Genomic DNA, 17,695 nt, shown 5'->3' with positions numbered 1-17,695 from the left:
TACAGTAGGGTTAGTGCTCCGTACCTACCTCCGATCTGGGCAACCACGGGGCAATAGCCCCTACCTTAATTGTACGAATCATTTAGACTCACTACTTTTACTTAGATTCTGGCGAAGACACATCTCCGGCAGAAACTAATTCGCGAGGTCTTTCCGGCAAACTCAAAGCAGGTGTTTCGGATAGCTTCTTTGACAGTTCATCCGGGAAAAAATCGCGGCGTGCTAGGACAATTGCTCCTACCATTGCCATCAACAAAAACACTGATGCTAACTCGAAAGGTAGCAAAAAGTCGGTGAAGAAATGTTTGGCAATTGTGACGATCGAACTTTCGGCCGGTGCTCCTGTCGTCGCCACAATAGCCCAAGGAGTAGACACCACCATCGTACCCAAAAGCGCAAACAAGCCTACGCAAACTACTGCTGTTGCTACTTGACGCACCCAAGCGTTGGGAATTATGCGGAAATCTTCGCGCTTGTTCACCAACATAATCGCAAACAAAATCAAGACGTTAACAGCGCCCACATAAATCAATACCTGCGCTGCTGCTACAAAGTCGGCATTCAGCAACAGGTACAAGCCGGCAATGCTGGTAAATACGCCGCACAGCAAAAATGCTGAGTAAACGATATTTGAGAACAGCACTACTCCTAGTGCTCCTGCAATCATCATTACGGACAATATTCCAAATGAAACAATTTGAACCCCTTCAGCTAGATTCACAAGTTTTTATCCTCAATTATTAGTTTTCTCTGGTTCGTTTTTACTCATTAGTTAGCAGTCATTAATAATTGGTTATTTCCCTAATTACTGATGACTGCTGACTAATGACTAATTACTTACTTTTCGATAATTTCCTCTGGACGCAGACCGGCGCGGCGATCGGTGTAGGAAACTTCATGGGGGTCGATCGCACCTTTCGGCAAATAAGCGAATTCGCGCATCGGTGTCACCATCGGGTCATCTGTAACCTTGTAGGGCAAACGTCCGAGGGCCACGTTGTCATAATTCAATTCATGACGTTCGTAGGTGGCTAACTCATACTCTTCTGTCATCGACAAACAATTAGTCGGACAATATTCTACGCAGTTGCCGCAGAAGATACAAACACCGAAATCTATACTGTAGTGCTTGAGTTGTTTCTTCTTACTTTCTTTGTTAAATTCCCAATCCACCACAGGCAAATTGATCGGACACACCCGAACACAGACTTCGCAGGAGATGCACTTGTCAAATTCAAAGTGAATTCTGCCCCGGAAACGTTCGGAAGGAATTAATTTTTCGTAAGGATACTGCACCGTAATCGGTCGGCGTCTCATGTGGTCAAAGGTAACAGATAGCCCTTGACCGATATACTTGGCAGCTTGAAGAGTCTCTTTGGCGTATTCGCCTACTTGATTGAGGAATTTTAGCATGGTGTTCTCTCTCTGTACTTGAGTTTTTGGTAATTGCTAATTGATAATAGGTAATTGGTTAACAGCTATTTTTGTTTAGCTCTTGCCCTTTACCTATTATTAATTAACCGCCAAAAGCAAAGGGAAAGGCAAGTTTCAAAGCTGCGGTCAATAGCAAATTAACTAGAGAAACAGGAAGTAAAAACTTCCATCCCAAATCTAGCAATTGGTCGATCCGAACTCGCGGCAGAGTCCAGCGGAGCAGAACTGCCAGAAACAGGAAAAAGTAGGCTTTCAGCATGGTCATTGTAATGCCCAGCAAGCCGGTAATTACCTGCAACCAAGGAGTCGTTTCGCTCAATCCCAGGGCATTTGTCAGCACTCCGACAGGAATCGGGCATTCCCAGCCGCCGAGGTACAAAACTGCTACTAGCAGGCAAGAAAGGACGAGGTTAACGTAGGAAGCGATATAGTACAAAGCAAATTTCATGCCTGTGTACTCAGTCTGATATCCTGCTACCAATTCTTCTTCTGCTTCCGGGAGGTCAAAGGGCAACCGTTCGCATTCTGCTAGTGCTGCGATCCAGAAAATCAGGAAACCTGCTGGTTGCCGCCAGATATTCCAGCCGAGAATGCCGTAGCCGGCTTGCTGCTGTACTATGTCGATCGTACTGAGGCTATTGGACATCATCACGACTGCCAATACTGCCAAAGCTAGGGGAATTTCGTAGCTGAGGGATTGAGCGGCGGCTCTGAGTCCTCCGAGGAGGGCGTATTTGTTGTTAGAAGCATAGCCCGACATCAGCAAGCCGATCGGCTGAATGCTAGACAAGGCAATCCACAGAAATATTGCTGTCCCCATATCGGCGATCAGCATATGCTCTCCGAAGGGCACGATTAAGTAAGACAGAAAAACTGGAATCACCACAATTACCGGGCCTAGGGTAAATAGCAGCGCGTCAGCTTTTGCGGGTACGATGTCTTCTTTGAATACCAACTTCAGACCATCAGCAACGGGTGCTAGCACTCCCAGAGGGCCGATGAATTCCGGGCCTACCCGCTGTTGAGCGGCGGCGGAAATTTTCCGTTCCAGCCAGACGCTAGTCAGTACCCCGAAGACGGCAGCGACAATCATCAGCACCATTGGCAGCGGTAGCCAAAGCAGTTGGGCGATGTCCGCCGGTAAGCCCCAATTCATCAGGGCTTCTACAAAACTTCCTTGTAAGTCAATTCCTGGGTTCATTTTTCCAGCTTTTGAGCGCTCAGCATATAATTTTTCACCCGTCCTTTGTAGGAGTAGGCTTAGAAATCGGGGTCTTTGTAAAGATTTTTAATGCTTTACCGCCTAATAGTATATCGCCCGACAGGCTCCAAGAACGCACAGACAGGGTGAAGTTCTAATTATATGAGCCGGCAGCGTAGCTAATGGGTGGTAAATTATGGTTGGCTGTTCACGGTTGACGGTTGACTGTTGATTGGTCGATCGATTTTGAGTCAGCAATCAATCTAGACTTACGCACTCTCCTGTCTCAAACATCGCTCTCCCCTAGCCCCATTAATAAGAGGGGCGGACAAGAGAACTCAAAGTCAACCCCTACTCCCCTTTTTAAGGGGTATTTAGGGGGATCTAGACTCAGCTATAAGCGAGATATAGCCAAAACAAAAGGGCCCAGAGTTAACTCTGAGCCCTTTTAATGCTTTAAAGTAACTTTCAAATGGCTTAAACCATTGATTTTACGTCACTTTTTTTATGGAACTGGGCAGAATCGAACTGCCGTCCAAAGCGGGTATTTACCTTCCGATCGTTCACAGGTTTATCCCCTCTAATCCTCGGGGCGGGAACCATCTTTATCCTAAATGGGAGGATTTTCTAGTGATTGCTTTCCTAGCTAGCCGACTAGAAACGTTTAGCTAGGGCATCCGTTGGGGGTTGTTATGCTACCGTTAACGGAGTGAGGTGGCATACACTCTAAACCAAGCTCAAGAAGTTTTTAGGCTACAGCTACGGCTTTGCGAGCGAAAGGAACGATGTTGTTCGCATTTACTATTTTTTTTGAGCCGATATTAACGAGAGTAGACTCCCTCTCGACCTGCATCACGGAGCAGCTTTCGCCACCCTGTCGAAACCATTACAGCCCCTTGTGCGTTCTCTAATTATAGACAATATTTCGTGTTGCGTCAACTAGATTTTAGATTTGGGATTTTAGATTTTCGATTTTGGCACAAAGCTGAGTCGGGAATATTTACATCTTGCACCATTTTTTTGAACAGGCTTTCCGGCCTGTTCCACAAGAGTTGAGTTTTCCTGTGGGGTGGGCCGAAGAGCCCGCCCAGGTTTATTGACGCAAGATGCCTGTTTCACAAGAGTTGAGTTTTCCTGTGGGGTGGGCCGAAGAGCCCGCCCAGGTTTATTGACAAGGGTGCAAAATGTCAGCCATGCCAACTTTAATGCAAGTTGTCGTCCCAGACGCCGATGTAAATCCGATCGCGCTCGTTGCGTTCGATCGTTCCTTCCAGCGAACCCTTCCTAAACGTAAACCGATTACTCCGGCGCTGCTGCACGTCGCCCAAGCCTTGCAAAATCTCCCTGCTGGCGCCGCCCACCATCCCGTTTAACGCGGTTCGCACTACCAAAGCGTCCACAGACTGGGCAAAAGAACCCTCTGTTTGTACTAGCTCGCCCGAATCGCGATCGTAAATGTAGCCGAGAGTAATCCGATTTGGCAATATTTCGTAAAGTGCGGTGCGAGTATTCGGCCAATAGCCCCGCGCTTGAGAGTCAGTCGGTTCTCCCAATTCGGCTAAAATCTGACTTTCCGGCGTACCAACCGCATACCCAGGGATTGTGGGAGTCTTCTGATAATTGGTTCCCGGTTGTTCGGGGCTGGGTGCGGGCGATCGATCTGGCGGCAACTCTTTGTCAACAAGTCTTTCTGTTGGTGTAGGTTCGGCAGCTTCGGGAGAAGGCGCTGGTGTTGGTGCTGGGGCTGGTGTTGGAGTTTCAGCAGCCGGCGCTGGAGTTTCAGCAGCCGGCGCTGGAGTTTCATCAGCCGGCGCTGGAGTTTCATCAGCCGGCGCTGGAGTTTCATCAGCCGGCGCTGGAGTTTCAGCAGCCGCAGGCGGCGCTGGCGTTGGTGTCGGCGCGGGAATTGGTGTGGGGCTTGAGCGCGCGTCTGGATCTGCTGGGGCCGAAGTGCGATCGTCCTGGGCCACCGGTGCGGGTTCCGAAGACGGCCGGTTGAGGAAAACCCTAGCAATACCGATAAAACCTGCAACAATAAGTGCGATCGCCACGAACCCCAAAATCCACCAAACCTTGCGGTTGCCTTGCCCAGAAGACACCACAGCAGGCGCTGTTCTGGAACCCGCAGGCGACTGAGGCCCGTGTCCCGGAATCACCGCCACCGTCGGCCCGGTGCTCGGCGACGCTGCACCATGAGGCTGCCCATGCAGCAGCGACAGCCACTCATCCACGGTAGCAGGGCGATTTTGAGCTTCTACCGTCATCCCCCGCATCACCGCAGAACTGACAGCGGCACTTAGCTGAGGCTGCAAGTCGCGGGGCGAAGGCATCGGCTGACTGGTACGGAGAATTGCTCCGATCGGCACTTGTCCTGTCAGCAAAGTATAAAGCGTCGCCGCCAGACCGTAAACATCTGTTGCGGGCGTATATTTTCCTTGGGCGAAATACTGTTCTGGCGGCGCGTAGCCGTCGGACACCATATTAGTGTGACTTTGGGTTGCACCCGGAGTAAACTCGCGGGCTATGCCAAAGTCAATCAGCACGACTTCCTGAGTACCTTGGCGCAGCAGAATGTTTTGCGGTTTGATATCTCGGTGCAGCAAACCCTTTTGATGAACTGCCTTCAAAGCAGCGCCGATTTGAGTTATGTAGGAGATTGCGAGTTCTTCTGGAAGCGGTTTATTTGGCAGCACGACATCGCCCAAATTCTGACCCGGAACGTAGTCCATCACCATGTAAGGCTGCCCGTCTTCCACAAAGAAATCGCTGACGCGGACTATATTGGGATGAACGCAGGAAGCCAACCGCCTCGCTTCGTCTTGAAATTTGCGATCGAACTCAGCAAAATTCGGTTGCTGGCGCAGAGATTCGTTGAGGGTTTTGATGACTACGGGCTGTCCTAAATAGCGGTGATTTGCCCGGAAAGTTATTCCAAAGCCGCCGCGTCCCAATTCTTGTTCGAGGGTGTACTTTCCACCCTGTAAAGTTTTGCCGATTAGCGCATCCATAGGTTCAGGCGATCGCGTACCAGATAATATGGCTGATTATGGCACGTCTAGTGGGCTCTCCTCACCAGTCCAAAGAGCGATCGCCCGGATTGCATCATTGTATTGATCGCATCTCCGTAGTGTTAGGTTGCATTCTAAGCCCCTAGATGTAGCGCATAGTTTTCCTCCCGGTTGGTCAAAAATGTGCTTATTAACGAAAAGAAGTCTGTTTTGATAATATAGAGTTGAAGAGTATTCAGTATTAACGGAACCGATAACAATGTTCATAGGGACTAGAGCCGGTCAATATGTCGAACAGATTGCAGGCTACAAAGCCTTTATACCTAATCCGCTGCCACCCAAACCTGAGATTATTATGGATCAGGAAATGTGGGATCTGCTGTCTCAGGCAGATCGTGCGCTGGGGCGGCTAGACGGAGCAACGGATGCTCTACCCAATCCAGATCTATTTGTGTTTATGTATGTTCGGAAAGAAGCAGTTCTTTCGAGCCAAATTGAAGGCACACAAGCATCTTTGATAGATGTCCTAGAATTTGAATCTCAGGCTTTAGAACCGAACAATCCTCAAGAGGTGGCTGAGGTTGTAAACTATATCGCTGCTATTAATTATGGTCTTGAGCGGCTCAAGAGTTTCCCTGTATCTTTGCGATTAATTCGAGAAATTCACAAAGAGTTAATGCAAGGCGTAAGAGGTGCTGAGCGCGATCCAGGAGAGTTTCGCAGCACTCAGAATTGGATTGGTGCAGGAGGATGTTCCTTAAAGGAGGCCACTTATGTCCCTCCTCCACCCTATGAAATGCTCCAATCACTAGATAATTTGGAGAAATTTTTGCATAGTCCACAACCTATACCTACCTTGATAAAAGTGGGATTGGCTCATGCTCAGTTTGAAACAATTCACCCTTTTCTCGATGGTAATGGAAGAACAGGGCGATTATTAATCACGTTTCTGTTGTGCGAACAAAATATACTGCAACGCCCACTACTTTATATCTCTCACTATTTCAAGAAATATCGCTCTGAATACTACGATCGTCTTCAGGCTGTTAGGGACAGTGGCAACTGGGAAGGGTGGCTGAAATTTTTTCTGCGTGGGGTTTACGAAGTGGCTCAGGAAGCTGCGGCTACTGCCCGTAAAATAGTCAACTTAAAAGAAGAACATCGCCAATTAGTCCTCAACACAATGGGGCGTAAATCAGGGAATGCAATCGCATTGCTTGAGAGCCTTTATTTCAGACCAATCTTTAATGTAGAACACGCTGAAGAAATTACGAGTTTGTCATATCCTAACGCCAACGCTTTAATTAAGGCTCTTAGTGATATAGGTCTTGTGGAAGAAATTACTGGACAAAAACGTAATCGAGCATTTTCTTATGCTCCATATCTAGCTGTTTTCCGGGATTCTTAGCAACAAATCCAGCCAAACTATAGCATTTATTACCCTAGTGAAGTACACTTAATCCATTGATTATCAAGCTTTTTAGCTTCCAGGAGGTACCTGCATCTGGCCAAGAACCGCTATATATGACAGTATTCACATAAATAGCTCGCTCTTTCTCGAACCGTCTGTCTCGTCGGCTCGCTGAGCGACATCTTGAGCCACCATCATTGCATTGATATGGGTAAAGATGCGATCTAATTCCCCAATGGTATCGAGTTCCGCTACCTCTTCTGCCATTAGTTGATCTGCCTTTTTCTTCTCTAACAATTGTGACCTGCGCTGTTGGAGCGATTCACTAAATTTGAACAACTTCCACCGATCGACTTTTTCAATGCAAATCTCATGGATTAATGAGGAGGGTTTGTTGAGAATTGAAACCATTGTAGGCTCCGAGCTTCGGGTTTTAAGTAGTGACTAGATTATAGCTTTTACAGTTCTAGATGCACCCTATCCCAATTCTGGGGCAACCACGGGGGGATTGCCCCTACTTTCACACCCTATAGGTCGGCTCACACCGCAGTACAATACACTATCGAAATGCTTGTCTCGGAACCCTGGCGAGTTGGTAAGCGCCCCTACTGTCCAACAATTGATATTGATTTGGCTGCAATCCTAATTCCACAAATTTCTCTGGATATCCCAGCACCAAAATAGAGGGAGAAGTTGGGTTTTTAGATTCCTTAATGTAGTCGATCGCCCTTCTGACAGCTCGGTAGTAAGTCACAGGCTCTTGGGTATAAAAAACCAGACTGGGTTTCCAGAAACCAACCATAATAAACTCTTCTCCGGGCAGTTTTTGTTGAACCGCCACCTGTGCTAACTGTCTCAGAGGTAACTGGCGGTGGATATCGACCAAATTGTAGGCGGGAGTAAGACCAAATATGATAAATGCTACTAACCCGATGAAGTTAGCAACCAAAATCCAGCGCTGTTGCCGCTTCCAAAGTAAAAGTGCGATCGCCACCGCCGCAGTTATCCAAATCGCACCGCCGACAATCAGCAATCCCGACTGCTGAATTGCTTGGGGAAAATTGGGCATAGCCGGGTCGTCTCCGAGCCAGTTGTAGCAGTAGAAAGTTGCTCCGGCTATAATTAATAAAAATATGACATTGAAAATGTATGTAACTAACAGCCCTCGCGGTAAAGAATTAGGTTTTTTTACTAACTTTCCCCGGCTATTTTCTGGTTCGTTGCCTGCAATAATATCGCTCCACAGCAGCGTTACCAAAATCGCAGCGGCGGGGATTAAAGGCAATACATAACTGGGCAATTTTGTCACGGCGATCGTAAAAAAGCCAAAGATGCAGACGAACCAAAATAGGGCAAATAAACTCAACTGAGCCGATCGCGGTTGACGACGCCAGTAACTGCGCTGCCAAAAACGGGTGCGGGCGATCGCCACCGGCAAATAAATCGACCAAGGTGCAAAACCAACTAGCACTACAAAAAAGTAAAAATACCAAGGCGCGGAGTGCTTGTTGACTACTCCAGTAAAACGCTGGAAATTGTGATAGCCGAAAAAGCTGTCAATATAAGTTTGACCGTTGGCTAAAATAACCAAAATGTACCAAGGCAAGGCGATCGCCAGAATAATCAAGATTCCAGACACCGGACGCATTTCGCGCCAAAGTTGCCAAAAATTTCCCAAATAAAGCCCGAAGCAGCCAACAATCAGCGCTGGCAAGACAATTCCCACAGGCCCCTTAGCCAGAATTGCTAAGGCAATTAGTACGTAAAAAGTCAGATACCACTTATTGGGAAATCGGGAAGCGGAAACGGTGGAAAATTCGGCTTTTTCTCTCTGTTCTTCTAGAGTGTAACCGAGAAAAAATGCGAATAGTGCCGAACACATACAACTAACTAATAGCATATCTGAAACGCCAGTCCGTCCCCAGGCAATAGTTTGGGGATTTAAAGCTATTAGGGCAGCACCAATCCAAGGAGTAGAAAGAAAGAGGGGAAGACGGGGAGAGGGGGAGAGTGGGGGAGTGGGAGAGTGGGAGAGTGAGGGAGGAAACATAGTTACATTCATCCGTGTATCCGTGTCCGTATCCGTGTCGTGCCCTTCTTCCTTCCTTCTTCCTTCTTCCTCCTTCCTTCTTCCTCCTTCCTTCGATAGGGTATAAAATCCGAGGCAAGTCAGACCGATCGCACACAAGGCCGAGGGAAGACGCACGGCCCATTCGTTAACACCCAGCGTGCGGTAAGCCACCGCCATCAGCCAGTAAATCAACGGTGGCTTGTCAAACCTGGTTTCGCCGTTGAAATAAGGAGTGATCCAATCTCCTGTCAGCGTCATTTGACGGGCGGCTTCGGCAAACAACGGTTCGGTTTCGTCAACTAAACCGATGTTGCCGAGATTCCACAAGAAACCTACCCAGGCGATCGCGCACAGCCACAACAGCGATAGCAGCTTTGGTGCGATCCTCTTCGAGGATTTCGCTAACGGGCGCTTCCTAAACTCTGACAAATTTTTAATAACTTCCTTCACGCAAACTTCCTGCGATTTTAGATTTTAAATTTTAGCTCGCATAGAGAGTCTACCGAAAGATTCGCATTCTCGAAACTCCCAAGTCGATCGAATCTGGTTAAACTCAGATGTTACACCATTCTCAACAAGGCTTTTATGAACAGGCAAGATGCCTGTTCCACAATAAAATTCACTCTTTGTGGAACAGGCATCTTGCCTGTTCTTGAGAATGGTGCAAGATATCAGTTAAACAGAGATGTTGCACCATTCTCCACAAGACTTTCATGGGCGGGCTCTCCTGCCCAACCCCTACTCCCCACAAAAAAATTCACTCTTTGTGGAACAGGCATCTTGCCTGTTCTTTATAATGGTGCTGCTATGTGAGTTTAACCTCCCATAGCCGCACCATTCTCAACAAGACCGGATCGACCGGCTTTCTCGACCAAAATCTCGGCACCTGCAGCTAAGGGTTCAAGGCTGCAAAATTAATTGCCATTCTCCGGCTGTGCTGTTCCAAGCGGGCGAGGGTGTCTCCCCGGCGACGTAAGGCCCCCAGTAGTGGCGAGAACCATCCTGAGCAAAAACCACTAAAATGTCTCCCCGTTTGACTTGTAACTTGCCCTCCGGCAGCGATAGCATCAGTCCCTTGTCGCCACCTTCCCCCGGCGCAAAATCCCAGTGCGCGGGTTTTCCATAGGATTTCTCGGCTTGCCGTTTCGACAGCAGGGCCACTCGCACTGGGTGTTCGCTGCGGTTGCTGACGCGCAGACTGCCGGCGGCTTTACCATCTACAGGGATTGAGGAAAGCAATTCCTCCTCTGGATCTGGGGGGGTTGGTGTTGAGTCGGGTTTGGGCTCGCTGGCGGTGTCTGCAGAAGCTGTCGCGACTGGGGAAACGGGGGGTATTGGGGGGAGTGCGGTGGCTTGTGAGGGCCAATCGCTCGACTGATTGGAACCGTTGGAGATAGTGATTTCAAAACGTCCTAGAAACATTCCTGTAATTAGGACGATCGACACTCCAATTACGATCTGGTAAATTTTAAGATTCATAAATTTTAGGCTTAAAGGATAGACTGCACCCGCAATGAGTCTTAACTATTTTTAATGTAAAACCAGGGGCTGCTGTGCCACAAGATACAGTTACACTTAAATTTACTGACCGTTCTCGGCGATAAGTCGCCGATCGCTCAATACCATCTTAGATGTTAAATTTGAGATTTTAGAGGGCGACATACTGACCCCGGTAAGGATTTGGAGTTGGTCGGGAGCGGCATTTTTTGACTCATCGGTATAACTTTTAATACCAGTTTAAAAAAAGAATGCAACTATAGGCCCGTACCCCAAACCCCCATAGTCATCAGTCATTCCCCATCTCAAATCTCAAATCTCAAATTGTATAACTTTTATGCAGAATACCCGAATTAACAGATTGATTGATGTTCTGGGCGATCGCTTCCGAGGCTGGCTGAGCAATCCTTGGCGGCGGATTTCGCTCCTGCTAATTAGTCTGCTGTTCGGCACTTTTTTGGGAACTGCTATTTCGACGATCGCCGGACAATCTGCGGATTGGGATATTATCGCGGCCGGGCTGTTGGTGTTGTTGACGGAGTTCGTTAGCTGGCTGGTTTACGGTGGCCCGCGGCCTGTAGCCCGTTCTTTTTGGGTGGATATGCTCTATGCTCTGAAAATTGGCGTGACTTACAATTTATTTGTGGAGGCTTTCAAACTTGGCTCTTAAAAAGAGGGGAAATATTTGTCGGTTGTAGATAGTATTTATACAAAACTAGCCCCCGCTAGCGAGATTTTTTAGGATATGGATCGATCGACTGTAACCCCTGTTGAAATTTTACATCGGTGGCAAGCCGGCAATCGCCCGCTCGCGCCCGACTTCGAGCACCTGGCTTTTTGGGAACTTGCCGATGATTTGCGATCCTCTTCGAGGGCTTCGCTAACGCGCGCTTTTGGCATTACTCCCGATAATGCAGCCGATGTTGTCCGCTGCAAAACCGATTTATTCTTTTCTATTCTTGACGACCTGCATACTTTCCCCCTAAAGTCAACTGTTTTACTCGAAACTTTGTGGAATCTGTGGCTGCCGCTGGCAATGCAATTATCGACTGCAAAACAAAGTTTAAAGCGTCCTCTAATTCAAGGAATTTTAGGAGGGCAAGGAACGGGAAAAACTACTTTATGCCACGTTTTGAGGCTGATTCTGGGAAAATTGGGATATTCTACTGTCAGCCTTTCTTTAGACGATATTTATAAGACTTATGCCGATCGCCAACAACTCCAAAAAGCAGACCCGCGTTTAATTTGGCGCGGCCCCCCCGGCACTCACGATATTGACTTGGGAATCGCAGTTTTAGACAAGTTGCGCGGTTCTCAAACTCGCGAATTAGCAGCAGTTGACACTCCCAAATCTGATGCCATAAAACCGGATATAATTAAAAATATAGAAATTCCCAGATTTGACAAATCTGCCTACGGAGGTGCAGGAGATAGAAGTCAACCCGAAATTATTTCCGGTGCGGATATTGTACTTTTTGAAGGTTGGTTTGTCGGTGTGAATCCGGTGGTTGATGCCAAATTGAACGAGTTTTTGGCGGCTGCACCGTTTCCGATTTCCACAGAGGGCGACTGTCAGTTTGCGCGCGATATGAATGCGAAGCTGCACGACTATCTGCCGCTGTGGAACCGATTAGATCGGTTGATGGTTTTGTATCCCCAAGATTATCGCATTTCTCAAGTGTGGCGCAATCAGGCCGAACAGGAAATGATGGCGGCGGGAAAGTCGGGAATGTCAGAAGCCGAAATTAATCGGTTTGTTGAATATTTCTGGAAAGCGCTGCATCCCGAGTTATTTATTAAGTCGATGGTGGAGGGCGATCGCGTGGATTTAGTAATTGAAATTATGAGCGATCGCACTGTCGGCAAAATCTGTCGGGCGATCGACTTAAATTTAAGCGATTAGGAAGACTTAAAATTAACGCTTTAAGGACACAACCTTGTTGTGTCCCTACCGTATTGCAGCTTTTAAGGACACAACAATGTTGTGTCCCTACTGTATTGCAGCTTATCGTGCACTCACTTGCAGGACTTATGCAAAAAGTGGTTTGACGCGCGAATTAGAGGGGTAAGGCGCGCCATAAGCACCCTACAATACAGAGGTCTTGCATCGAGATTGAGAATTTCTAAATTAACTGCCGGGAGTACCAAGCTCGATCGCTTTCTGCATCAAATCGTCGGTAACTTCGCCCGGTGTACCTGCAGGCGTAATGTCCTGAGCCATCGAACGAAAATCAGCGGGATTGCCGCTTGTATCTGCCGGCATTGGGATATCTTTAGGAGCGGGAATAGGAAATTTAGGTGCAGTTGCAGCGGCGGCAGCTTCGGCCCCGGCACTCGTGCGATCGATGTCACTAACGCTGAATTCTTTTGAAGCTTCGTAGTCTGCTGATACATCAACGGTCGGCAACTTTTGTTCTCCAGCTTCCGCGCTTTCAGCGATCTGCTGAGCGTCAAAGTTTTCAATGTTATTGACTTCTGGATTGATTTGAGACATAGCCGACTCCTTGCTAGTTTTATTTAACAATTCACTGTATCAATTATTACTTATATCCCAGGCTTTTTCATCTACCCGCAGATGTATCGTTGGCTTCTATCTTAAGGATGATTTATCCTAGGGTGGTGTCTTAACATTACACGAGTTTCTTAAAATAATGCAGCTTGAGGCAACCTCCAAACCCATACATACTCAGCCATTCCCCATTGTTTAATCTAAAATCTAAAATCTAAAATCTAAAATCGTATTACCTCTCGGGGATGGTGACTTGCACTTACAAATGTTGATACTTATATATTCTGGAAGCATTTTTAAGGAATTTTATTTATGAACTCACCCGCCGCGACCAATCCTCACTCTCTCTCCAACGACACTCAAAACATAGTTCAGGCAATCAACGGGTTGGGTACAGATGAAAAGCTGGCGCTGCTCTACTTTGTTTATGAAAAAATGGGAGATTCAGTTACACCAGCCGCTCCCGCCGCTGCTGACCCACAATTAGCTCCCATGCTGCTCGATGATTTTTACAAGCTTTCCCATGACCAACAACTGAATATAATGCGAGGGATTGTCAACGGCGACGACACGCCGTATTCTCACGCTTACGGAGCTTTAACTGCTAACAATCAGTTGGTGGTTTGGTATGCTTGGGCTATTGGTATGGGGGAAACAATTGTCGATATCCCCGAAGGATATGAGGCAACTGAGGCTGTCAATGGCGTGTTGGGTCAATTTGAAGGTCTTGAGTTTGAACAGCAAATTTCGGTGCTGCGCGACGTAGCTAATAATATGGGCTACACCGATGTTAAACCAATTGCTACTCAGGCGGAAGTAGGAAAAACTTCTAGTCTTTAAGACATAAAAGTCTGCTGTTGCAACCTATCCTACACAAACTCTCCTCATAGCACAGAGGGACTCAAGAATAAAGGAATTACCCAAAACCTCTATATGTAGGGTGCGCCGAGGCGCACCCTACCGCTATAATTAGTAGGTAAAACCTTTTTTTGCTCTTAAGCTGTTGTTCATTTAATTTGTATGTTGAGAGCGGGCTTTCCGGCCCAACCTCTACTCCCCACAAGAGGAAAAATTTATTTTACTCTGCAATTTAAATGCGGAGTAGCTTAGTCCTATTTATTCTTTCGTATCTTAGATAGGGACGAAAGTTTTTGTATGAGCAGTGAAAATTGGCCATTCTGATAAATATAAAAAGGTGTTCTGGAGCATCTCATATTTGTAAAAACACTTCTTATGGCTCCTTCCTTCTTCCTGTTCCCTCAAAACTCCTGCCTCAAAACTCCTGCCTCAAAACTCCAATTTCTAGCTGGCCTGCTTTCATTGAGAGGCTCCCAGGTTGTCAGTCAGCAAATGAGTTTTTTCGGGTAAATTTTTCGCGGGAATTCCATCCGAAATATCGAACCTTTTTGGGGTTGACTTTCTACCGTAATTGTGCCCCCGATAATCTTGACTAAAGAAGCACAAATAGCTAGTCCTAAACCGGTGCCTGGATATTGGCGAGTTGTGGTTTGGTCGCCTTGGTGGAACTTGTCGAAAATGTGGGGAAGAGCCTTTTCACAGATGCCGATTCCTGTATCCCGAACGGTGATAATTAGCCGATCGCCATTTAATTCCCGCACCTCAATGTAAATGCTTCCCTCATGTGTGAATTTAACCGCGTTGGAAACGAGATTAGCCAAAATTTGCCGCAGGCGCAACTTGTCATTAACTATAAACTGATCCTGCAAGCACACGCTGACGGACATGGCCACGTTCTTATCGGTGGCTTGATTTCCGAATTCCAAGGCCACATCCATTACTAAATGCGCTAAATGAAATTTTTCAATTTTTAATTCTGTGCGGCCACTCTCGATTTTGGAGAGGTCGAGGATATCGTTAATTAGCAGTAGCAGATTTTTGCCGTTATGTAAAATGCGCCCCACCATTTCGGTTTGCTGGGCGGTCAGCAGTTGTTTGTGCTGGCGCAGCAACAATTGGGAAAAGCCGATAATCGAATTCATGGGAGTTCGCAATTCGTGGGACATGATGCCCAAAAATTGCGATTTTACCTTGGCTGCTTCTAGCAGTTCCAATTTTTGCTGTTGAATGCGTCGCCCCTGATTTTCCAGTTCTTCCTGCTGACGAATTAGCAGCTCGTTTTGCAAGTCTAAAAGCTGTTCCTGCTTTTTTAATTTTTCGATCGCCAGTGCGTTGTTAATCGCGATCGCAGCTTGTCTTCCCATCACCGCCAGCACTTGCTGAGTATGCCCGTCCATCGCCATGCTGTCTTTCCCGTTGCCGATGGCCAACACACCCAAACGCCCGCTTGGTCCTGAATCGATCGCCGCTGCACAAGCCGCCGCCGGCAGCAAGCCGTCGCTAGACTCCGATCGGCAGACTACAGACTCTCCCGTCGCAAATGCTTTCCACAGCAGCTTGTTTTGCACGTGCGGGGTTTTGCCCCCACCAAAGTTTTCCGTGCCCCCGACAGCGCTGAGTTTGAGGCCGGTGCAATCGGACTCCAGGAGAGCAACTAGGCAAAATTCCGCTCCTGCGATCGCCTCCACAGTCGCGTCCGCGATGGCTTGCACCAATTCACCCCAATTACCCGCGCGCTGGCTCAATATATTTGTAAACTGCTCTATCACCTGTAACTCCCGCCCCGGCTCTATTACCGTCCGGGATTCGCACCTTTTTTCAGCGTTGAAGTTAGCTTCCGAGCGCGCTTGATGGTGGCACAACTCTAGTTCTGCTTGGGGCTCGGCTTGAGTTTGTTCGATCGGCTCCATATCTGTGTAGGTTCCCACCCACTCCAAAACTTCCTGACTGTCTAGATTAGCGGGCCCTCCTCTCGCCACGTTCCAGCGGTAAGTGCCCTCTCGCGTCTGCAGACGAAATAGAATTTCGTAGCTTGGCGGCGGGAACTTAGAAGTGTGCGATCTCGCCAATAGACGAGGGCGGTCTTCTGGGTGGACGCGCGCCAGATAGCCGAAACCCAAAGCTGCTGCTGCTGGTACCCCGGTGTACTCCTCCCAGCGCTGACTGAAATAAGTCGCCCCGCCGTCAGCATTTGTTTTCCAAACTATCTGAGGAATTGCCGACCACAGGCGATCGTCCTGAGTTTGACCGTCGCCAACTTGCGGTTGGGGGGATGTTATTTCAGATACTTTGTGTAAGATTTCAGAGTCGGAAAACTCCGACTCAAAAGACTTATTGCCGTGATACTGAGTCATAACAGGTTATATAAATAAGCATTGGACTACAGCCCTAACATCGGCTAAAGACTCGTGCTGCTAGCTTTATTGATTTTGACGATCCAAGTGCATCAAAATTTTTTATACTTTAAATTTATCTGGGTAGTGGTATCTTTACCTCTATCAACGGGCGGACAATGAGATAATTCAGTTAAACTGTTGAAACATTGAGAGCTTACCTGTCCCGAGGAAGGCTCGTGCAGGCATCGCCGCAAAATAACTTAAAAATTAACTTGCATTCTTGGCGGCTGCATGAGTATGCTTAAAAATGATGTGCGACCTGTAAAACCCTAAATCAGGACACATTCTCAAATTTACTCAGTTTAGCTGAGTCAGTTGACGATATTTTAAAAGTTTAGCGGGCTATTGGAAGAAAGATGAGTAAAATTCGCGTTGCTTTGGTAGAAGACCATGACCTGACAAGAGTCGGCATCCGCACAGCTTTACAACAGCGTGACACCATAGAAGTTGTCGGCGATGCAGCTAACGCTACAGAGGGCTTGAAACTGCTTCAGTCTTCAAAACCTGACGTGGCAATTGTAGACATTGGCTTGCCGGATTTTGATGGCATTGAACTTACACAAAAGTTCAAAAAATCGGTAGCGGAGTCCGATCCTGATACCAAAATTTTGATTCTGACTTTTCAGGACAATGAAGAAGAAGTTCTGGCAGCTTTTGCCGCCGGAGCTGATTCTTACTGCATGAAAGATATTAGCTTCGATCAGTTATTAGATGTAGTAAAAGTAACTCACGAAGGTAACTCTTGGATCGATCCGGCGATCGCCCGTATCGTCCTGAAACAAGCTCGCACTCAGGAACCCGCGCCGGAAGAACCGAAGGCTGAGGGCAAAAGAGTCACAATTAAGGCGGCCGAACCAGAGTTTAGTCACATCATTGAGACTTACCCTTTAACCGAGCGGGAATTAGAGGTTTTGGAACTGATCGTACAGGGTTACAGCAATGCTGCAATCGCCGAAAAGCTTTACATTACTGTCGGTACAGTCAAGACTCACGTCCGCAATATTTTGAACAAGTTGTGCGCTGATGACCGCACTCAGGCAGCCGTTCTCGCCCTGCGTTCTGGCTTGGTTGGATGAAGCCTTATCATCACGCATAATCAAGTTAAAAGTAGGGTGCGCTGGGCGCACCTTACAGCAACTGATTTAGGCTGTGCAGTGCACGGCGAGTGACTAATTGTTCGTTGTTAATAAAAGGGGAAATTTTAAAGCCGCATCTATCCCAGTACATATATATTTTAAATTTTAAAAAAAGTAAATCTACCTTAAGATAGATGCTAAAAAACTATCTTATTACTAATACTTATTGTTGAG

At 47.3% G+C, this 17,695-nt stretch carries 14 protein-coding genes and 1 other RNA gene; 5 read left to right on the top strand and 10 right to left on the bottom strand.

The window, feature by feature from the left end:
- Window positions 1-97 precede the first annotated feature (97 nt).
- The 5 genes from QUB16_RS06265 to QUB16_RS06245 form a co-directional block, all read right to left on the bottom strand.
- Entirely contained in the window at window positions 98-721 is a 624-nt protein-coding gene (locus QUB16_RS06265; protein WP_333143679.1) for an NADH-quinone oxidoreductase subunit J, read from the bottom strand.
- A 116-nt stretch (window positions 722-837) separates the two neighbouring features.
- A complete protein-coding gene (gene ndhI / locus QUB16_RS06260; protein WP_333314915.1) occupies window positions 838-1,413 on the bottom strand; it encodes an NAD(P)H-quinone oxidoreductase subunit I in 576 nt (191 codons plus the stop codon).
- 103 nt (window positions 1,414-1,516) lie between these two features.
- Complete coding sequence (nuoH, locus tag QUB16_RS06255) at window positions 1,517-2,635, bottom strand: NADH-quinone oxidoreductase subunit NuoH (RefSeq protein ID WP_333314913.1); 1,119 nt, start codon at window positions 2,633-2,635, stop codon at window positions 1,517-1,519.
- A 505-nt stretch (window positions 2,636-3,140) separates the two neighbouring features.
- Window positions 3,141-3,531: a transfer-messenger RNA gene (gene ssrA, locus QUB16_RS06250) on the bottom strand.
- A gap of 306 nt (window positions 3,532-3,837) precedes the next feature.
- Complete coding sequence (locus QUB16_RS06245; protein WP_333314911.1) at window positions 3,838-5,643, bottom strand: serine/threonine-protein kinase; 1,806 nt, start codon at window positions 5,641-5,643, stop codon at window positions 3,838-3,840.
- Window positions 5,644-5,902: 259 nt separating this feature from the next.
- Here QUB16_RS06245 and QUB16_RS06240 point away from each other — a divergent pair, with 259 nt between their 5' ends.
- On the top strand, window positions 5,903-7,051 hold the full coding sequence (locus tag QUB16_RS06240) for a Fic family protein (protein WP_333314908.1): 1,149 nt from the start codon (window positions 5,903-5,905) through the stop codon (window positions 7,049-7,051).
- 126 nt (window positions 7,052-7,177) lie between these two features.
- On the opposite strand, the gene QUB16_RS06235 is transcribed toward QUB16_RS06240, so the two are convergent.
- The 3 genes from QUB16_RS06235 to QUB16_RS06225 form a co-directional block, all read right to left on the bottom strand.
- A complete protein-coding gene (locus QUB16_RS06235; RefSeq protein WP_333314906.1) occupies window positions 7,178-7,465 on the bottom strand; it encodes a hypothetical protein in 288 nt (95 codons plus the stop codon).
- A gap of 148 nt (window positions 7,466-7,613) precedes the next feature.
- A complete protein-coding gene (locus QUB16_RS06230; RefSeq protein WP_333314904.1) occupies window positions 7,614-9,575 on the bottom strand; it encodes a glycosyltransferase family 39 protein in 1,962 nt (653 codons plus the stop codon).
- Between the two features lie 450 nt (window positions 9,576-10,025).
- Window positions 10,026-10,604, bottom strand: coding sequence for a hypothetical protein (locus QUB16_RS06225; protein ID WP_333314902.1), 579 nt, complete (start codon window positions 10,602-10,604; stop codon window positions 10,026-10,028).
- A gap of 355 nt (window positions 10,605-10,959) precedes the next feature.
- Between QUB16_RS06225 and QUB16_RS06220 the strand changes: the two genes are divergently transcribed.
- Together QUB16_RS06220 and QUB16_RS06215 are read left to right on the top strand one after the other, a co-directional pair.
- Window positions 10,960-11,292, top strand: a complete 333-nt coding sequence (locus QUB16_RS06220; RefSeq protein ID WP_333314901.1) for a DUF565 domain-containing protein — start codon at window positions 10,960-10,962, stop codon at window positions 11,290-11,292.
- A 75-nt stretch (window positions 11,293-11,367) separates the two neighbouring features.
- Entirely contained in the window at window positions 11,368-12,525 is a 1,158-nt protein-coding gene (locus QUB16_RS06215) for a glycerate kinase (protein WP_333314899.1), read from the top strand.
- 225 nt (window positions 12,526-12,750) lie between these two features.
- Here QUB16_RS06215 and QUB16_RS06210 read toward each other — a convergent pair whose 3' ends face one another.
- Window positions 12,751-13,116, bottom strand: coding sequence for a hypothetical protein (locus QUB16_RS06210; RefSeq protein WP_333314896.1), 366 nt, complete (start codon window positions 13,114-13,116; stop codon window positions 12,751-12,753).
- A 327-nt stretch (window positions 13,117-13,443) separates the two neighbouring features.
- Here QUB16_RS06210 and QUB16_RS06205 point away from each other — a divergent pair, with 327 nt between their 5' ends.
- On the top strand, window positions 13,444-13,971 hold the full coding sequence (locus QUB16_RS06205; protein ID WP_333314893.1) for an orange carotenoid protein N-terminal domain-containing protein: 528 nt from the start codon (window positions 13,444-13,446) through the stop codon (window positions 13,969-13,971).
- Between the two features lie 503 nt (window positions 13,972-14,474).
- Here QUB16_RS06205 and QUB16_RS06200 read toward each other — a convergent pair.
- On the bottom strand, window positions 14,475-16,343 hold the full coding sequence (locus tag QUB16_RS06200; RefSeq protein ID WP_333314890.1) for a PAS domain-containing sensor histidine kinase: 1,869 nt from the start codon (window positions 16,341-16,343) through the stop codon (window positions 14,475-14,477).
- Window positions 16,344-16,741: 398 nt separating this feature from the next.
- Between QUB16_RS06200 and QUB16_RS06195 the strand changes: the two genes are divergently transcribed.
- On the top strand, window positions 16,742-17,461 hold the full coding sequence (locus QUB16_RS06195) for a response regulator transcription factor (RefSeq protein ID WP_333057024.1): 720 nt from the start codon (window positions 16,742-16,744) through the stop codon (window positions 17,459-17,461).
- Window positions 17,462-17,695: the final 234 nt, after the last annotated feature.

Source organism: Microcoleus sp. D3_18a_C4, from assembly GCF_036702415.1.
Taxonomy (GTDB): Bacteria; Cyanobacteriota; Cyanobacteriia; order Cyanobacteriales; family Microcoleaceae; genus Microcoleus.
The sequence above is the reverse complement of the archived record's forward strand: the minus strand, read 5'-3'. Positions and strand labels throughout refer to the sequence as shown.

Bases quoted from the DNA above. Each gene is read 5' to 3' on its own strand.
- ndhI (WP_333314915.1), bottom strand. From the start codon at position 1,413: ATGCTAAAATTCCTCAATCAAGTAGGCGAATACGCCAAAGAGACTCTT.
- nuoH (WP_333314913.1), bottom strand. From the start codon at position 2,635: ATGAACCCAGGAATTGACTTACAAGGAAGTTTTGTAGAAGCCCTGATG.
- QUB16_RS06245 (WP_333314911.1), bottom strand. From the start codon at position 5,643: ATGGATGCGCTAATCGGCAAAACTTTACAGGGTGGAAAGTACACCCTC.
- QUB16_RS06240 (WP_333314908.1), top strand. From the start codon at position 5,903: ATGTTCATAGGGACTAGAGCCGGTCAATATGTCGAACAGATTGCAGGC.
- QUB16_RS06235 (WP_333314906.1), bottom strand. From the start codon at position 7,465: ATGGTTTCAATTCTCAACAAACCCTCCTCATTAATCCATGAGATTTGC.
- QUB16_RS06225 (WP_333314902.1), bottom strand. From the start codon at position 10,604: ATGAATCTTAAAATTTACCAGATCGTAATTGGAGTGTCGATCGTCCTA.
- QUB16_RS06220 (WP_333314901.1), top strand. From the start codon at position 10,960: ATGCAGAATACCCGAATTAACAGATTGATTGATGTTCTGGGCGATCGC.
- QUB16_RS06215 (WP_333314899.1), top strand. From the start codon at position 11,368: ATGGATCGATCGACTGTAACCCCTGTTGAAATTTTACATCGGTGGCAA.
- QUB16_RS06210 (WP_333314896.1), bottom strand. From the start codon at position 13,116: ATGTCTCAAATCAATCCAGAAGTCAATAACATTGAAAACTTTGACGCT.
- QUB16_RS06205 (WP_333314893.1), top strand. From the start codon at position 13,444: ATGAACTCACCCGCCGCGACCAATCCTCACTCTCTCTCCAACGACACT.
- QUB16_RS06200 (WP_333314890.1), bottom strand. From the start codon at position 16,343: ATGACTCAGTATCACGGCAATAAGTCTTTTGAGTCGGAGTTTTCCGAC.
- QUB16_RS06195 (WP_333057024.1), top strand. From the start codon at position 16,742: ATGAGTAAAATTCGCGTTGCTTTGGTAGAAGACCATGACCTGACAAGA.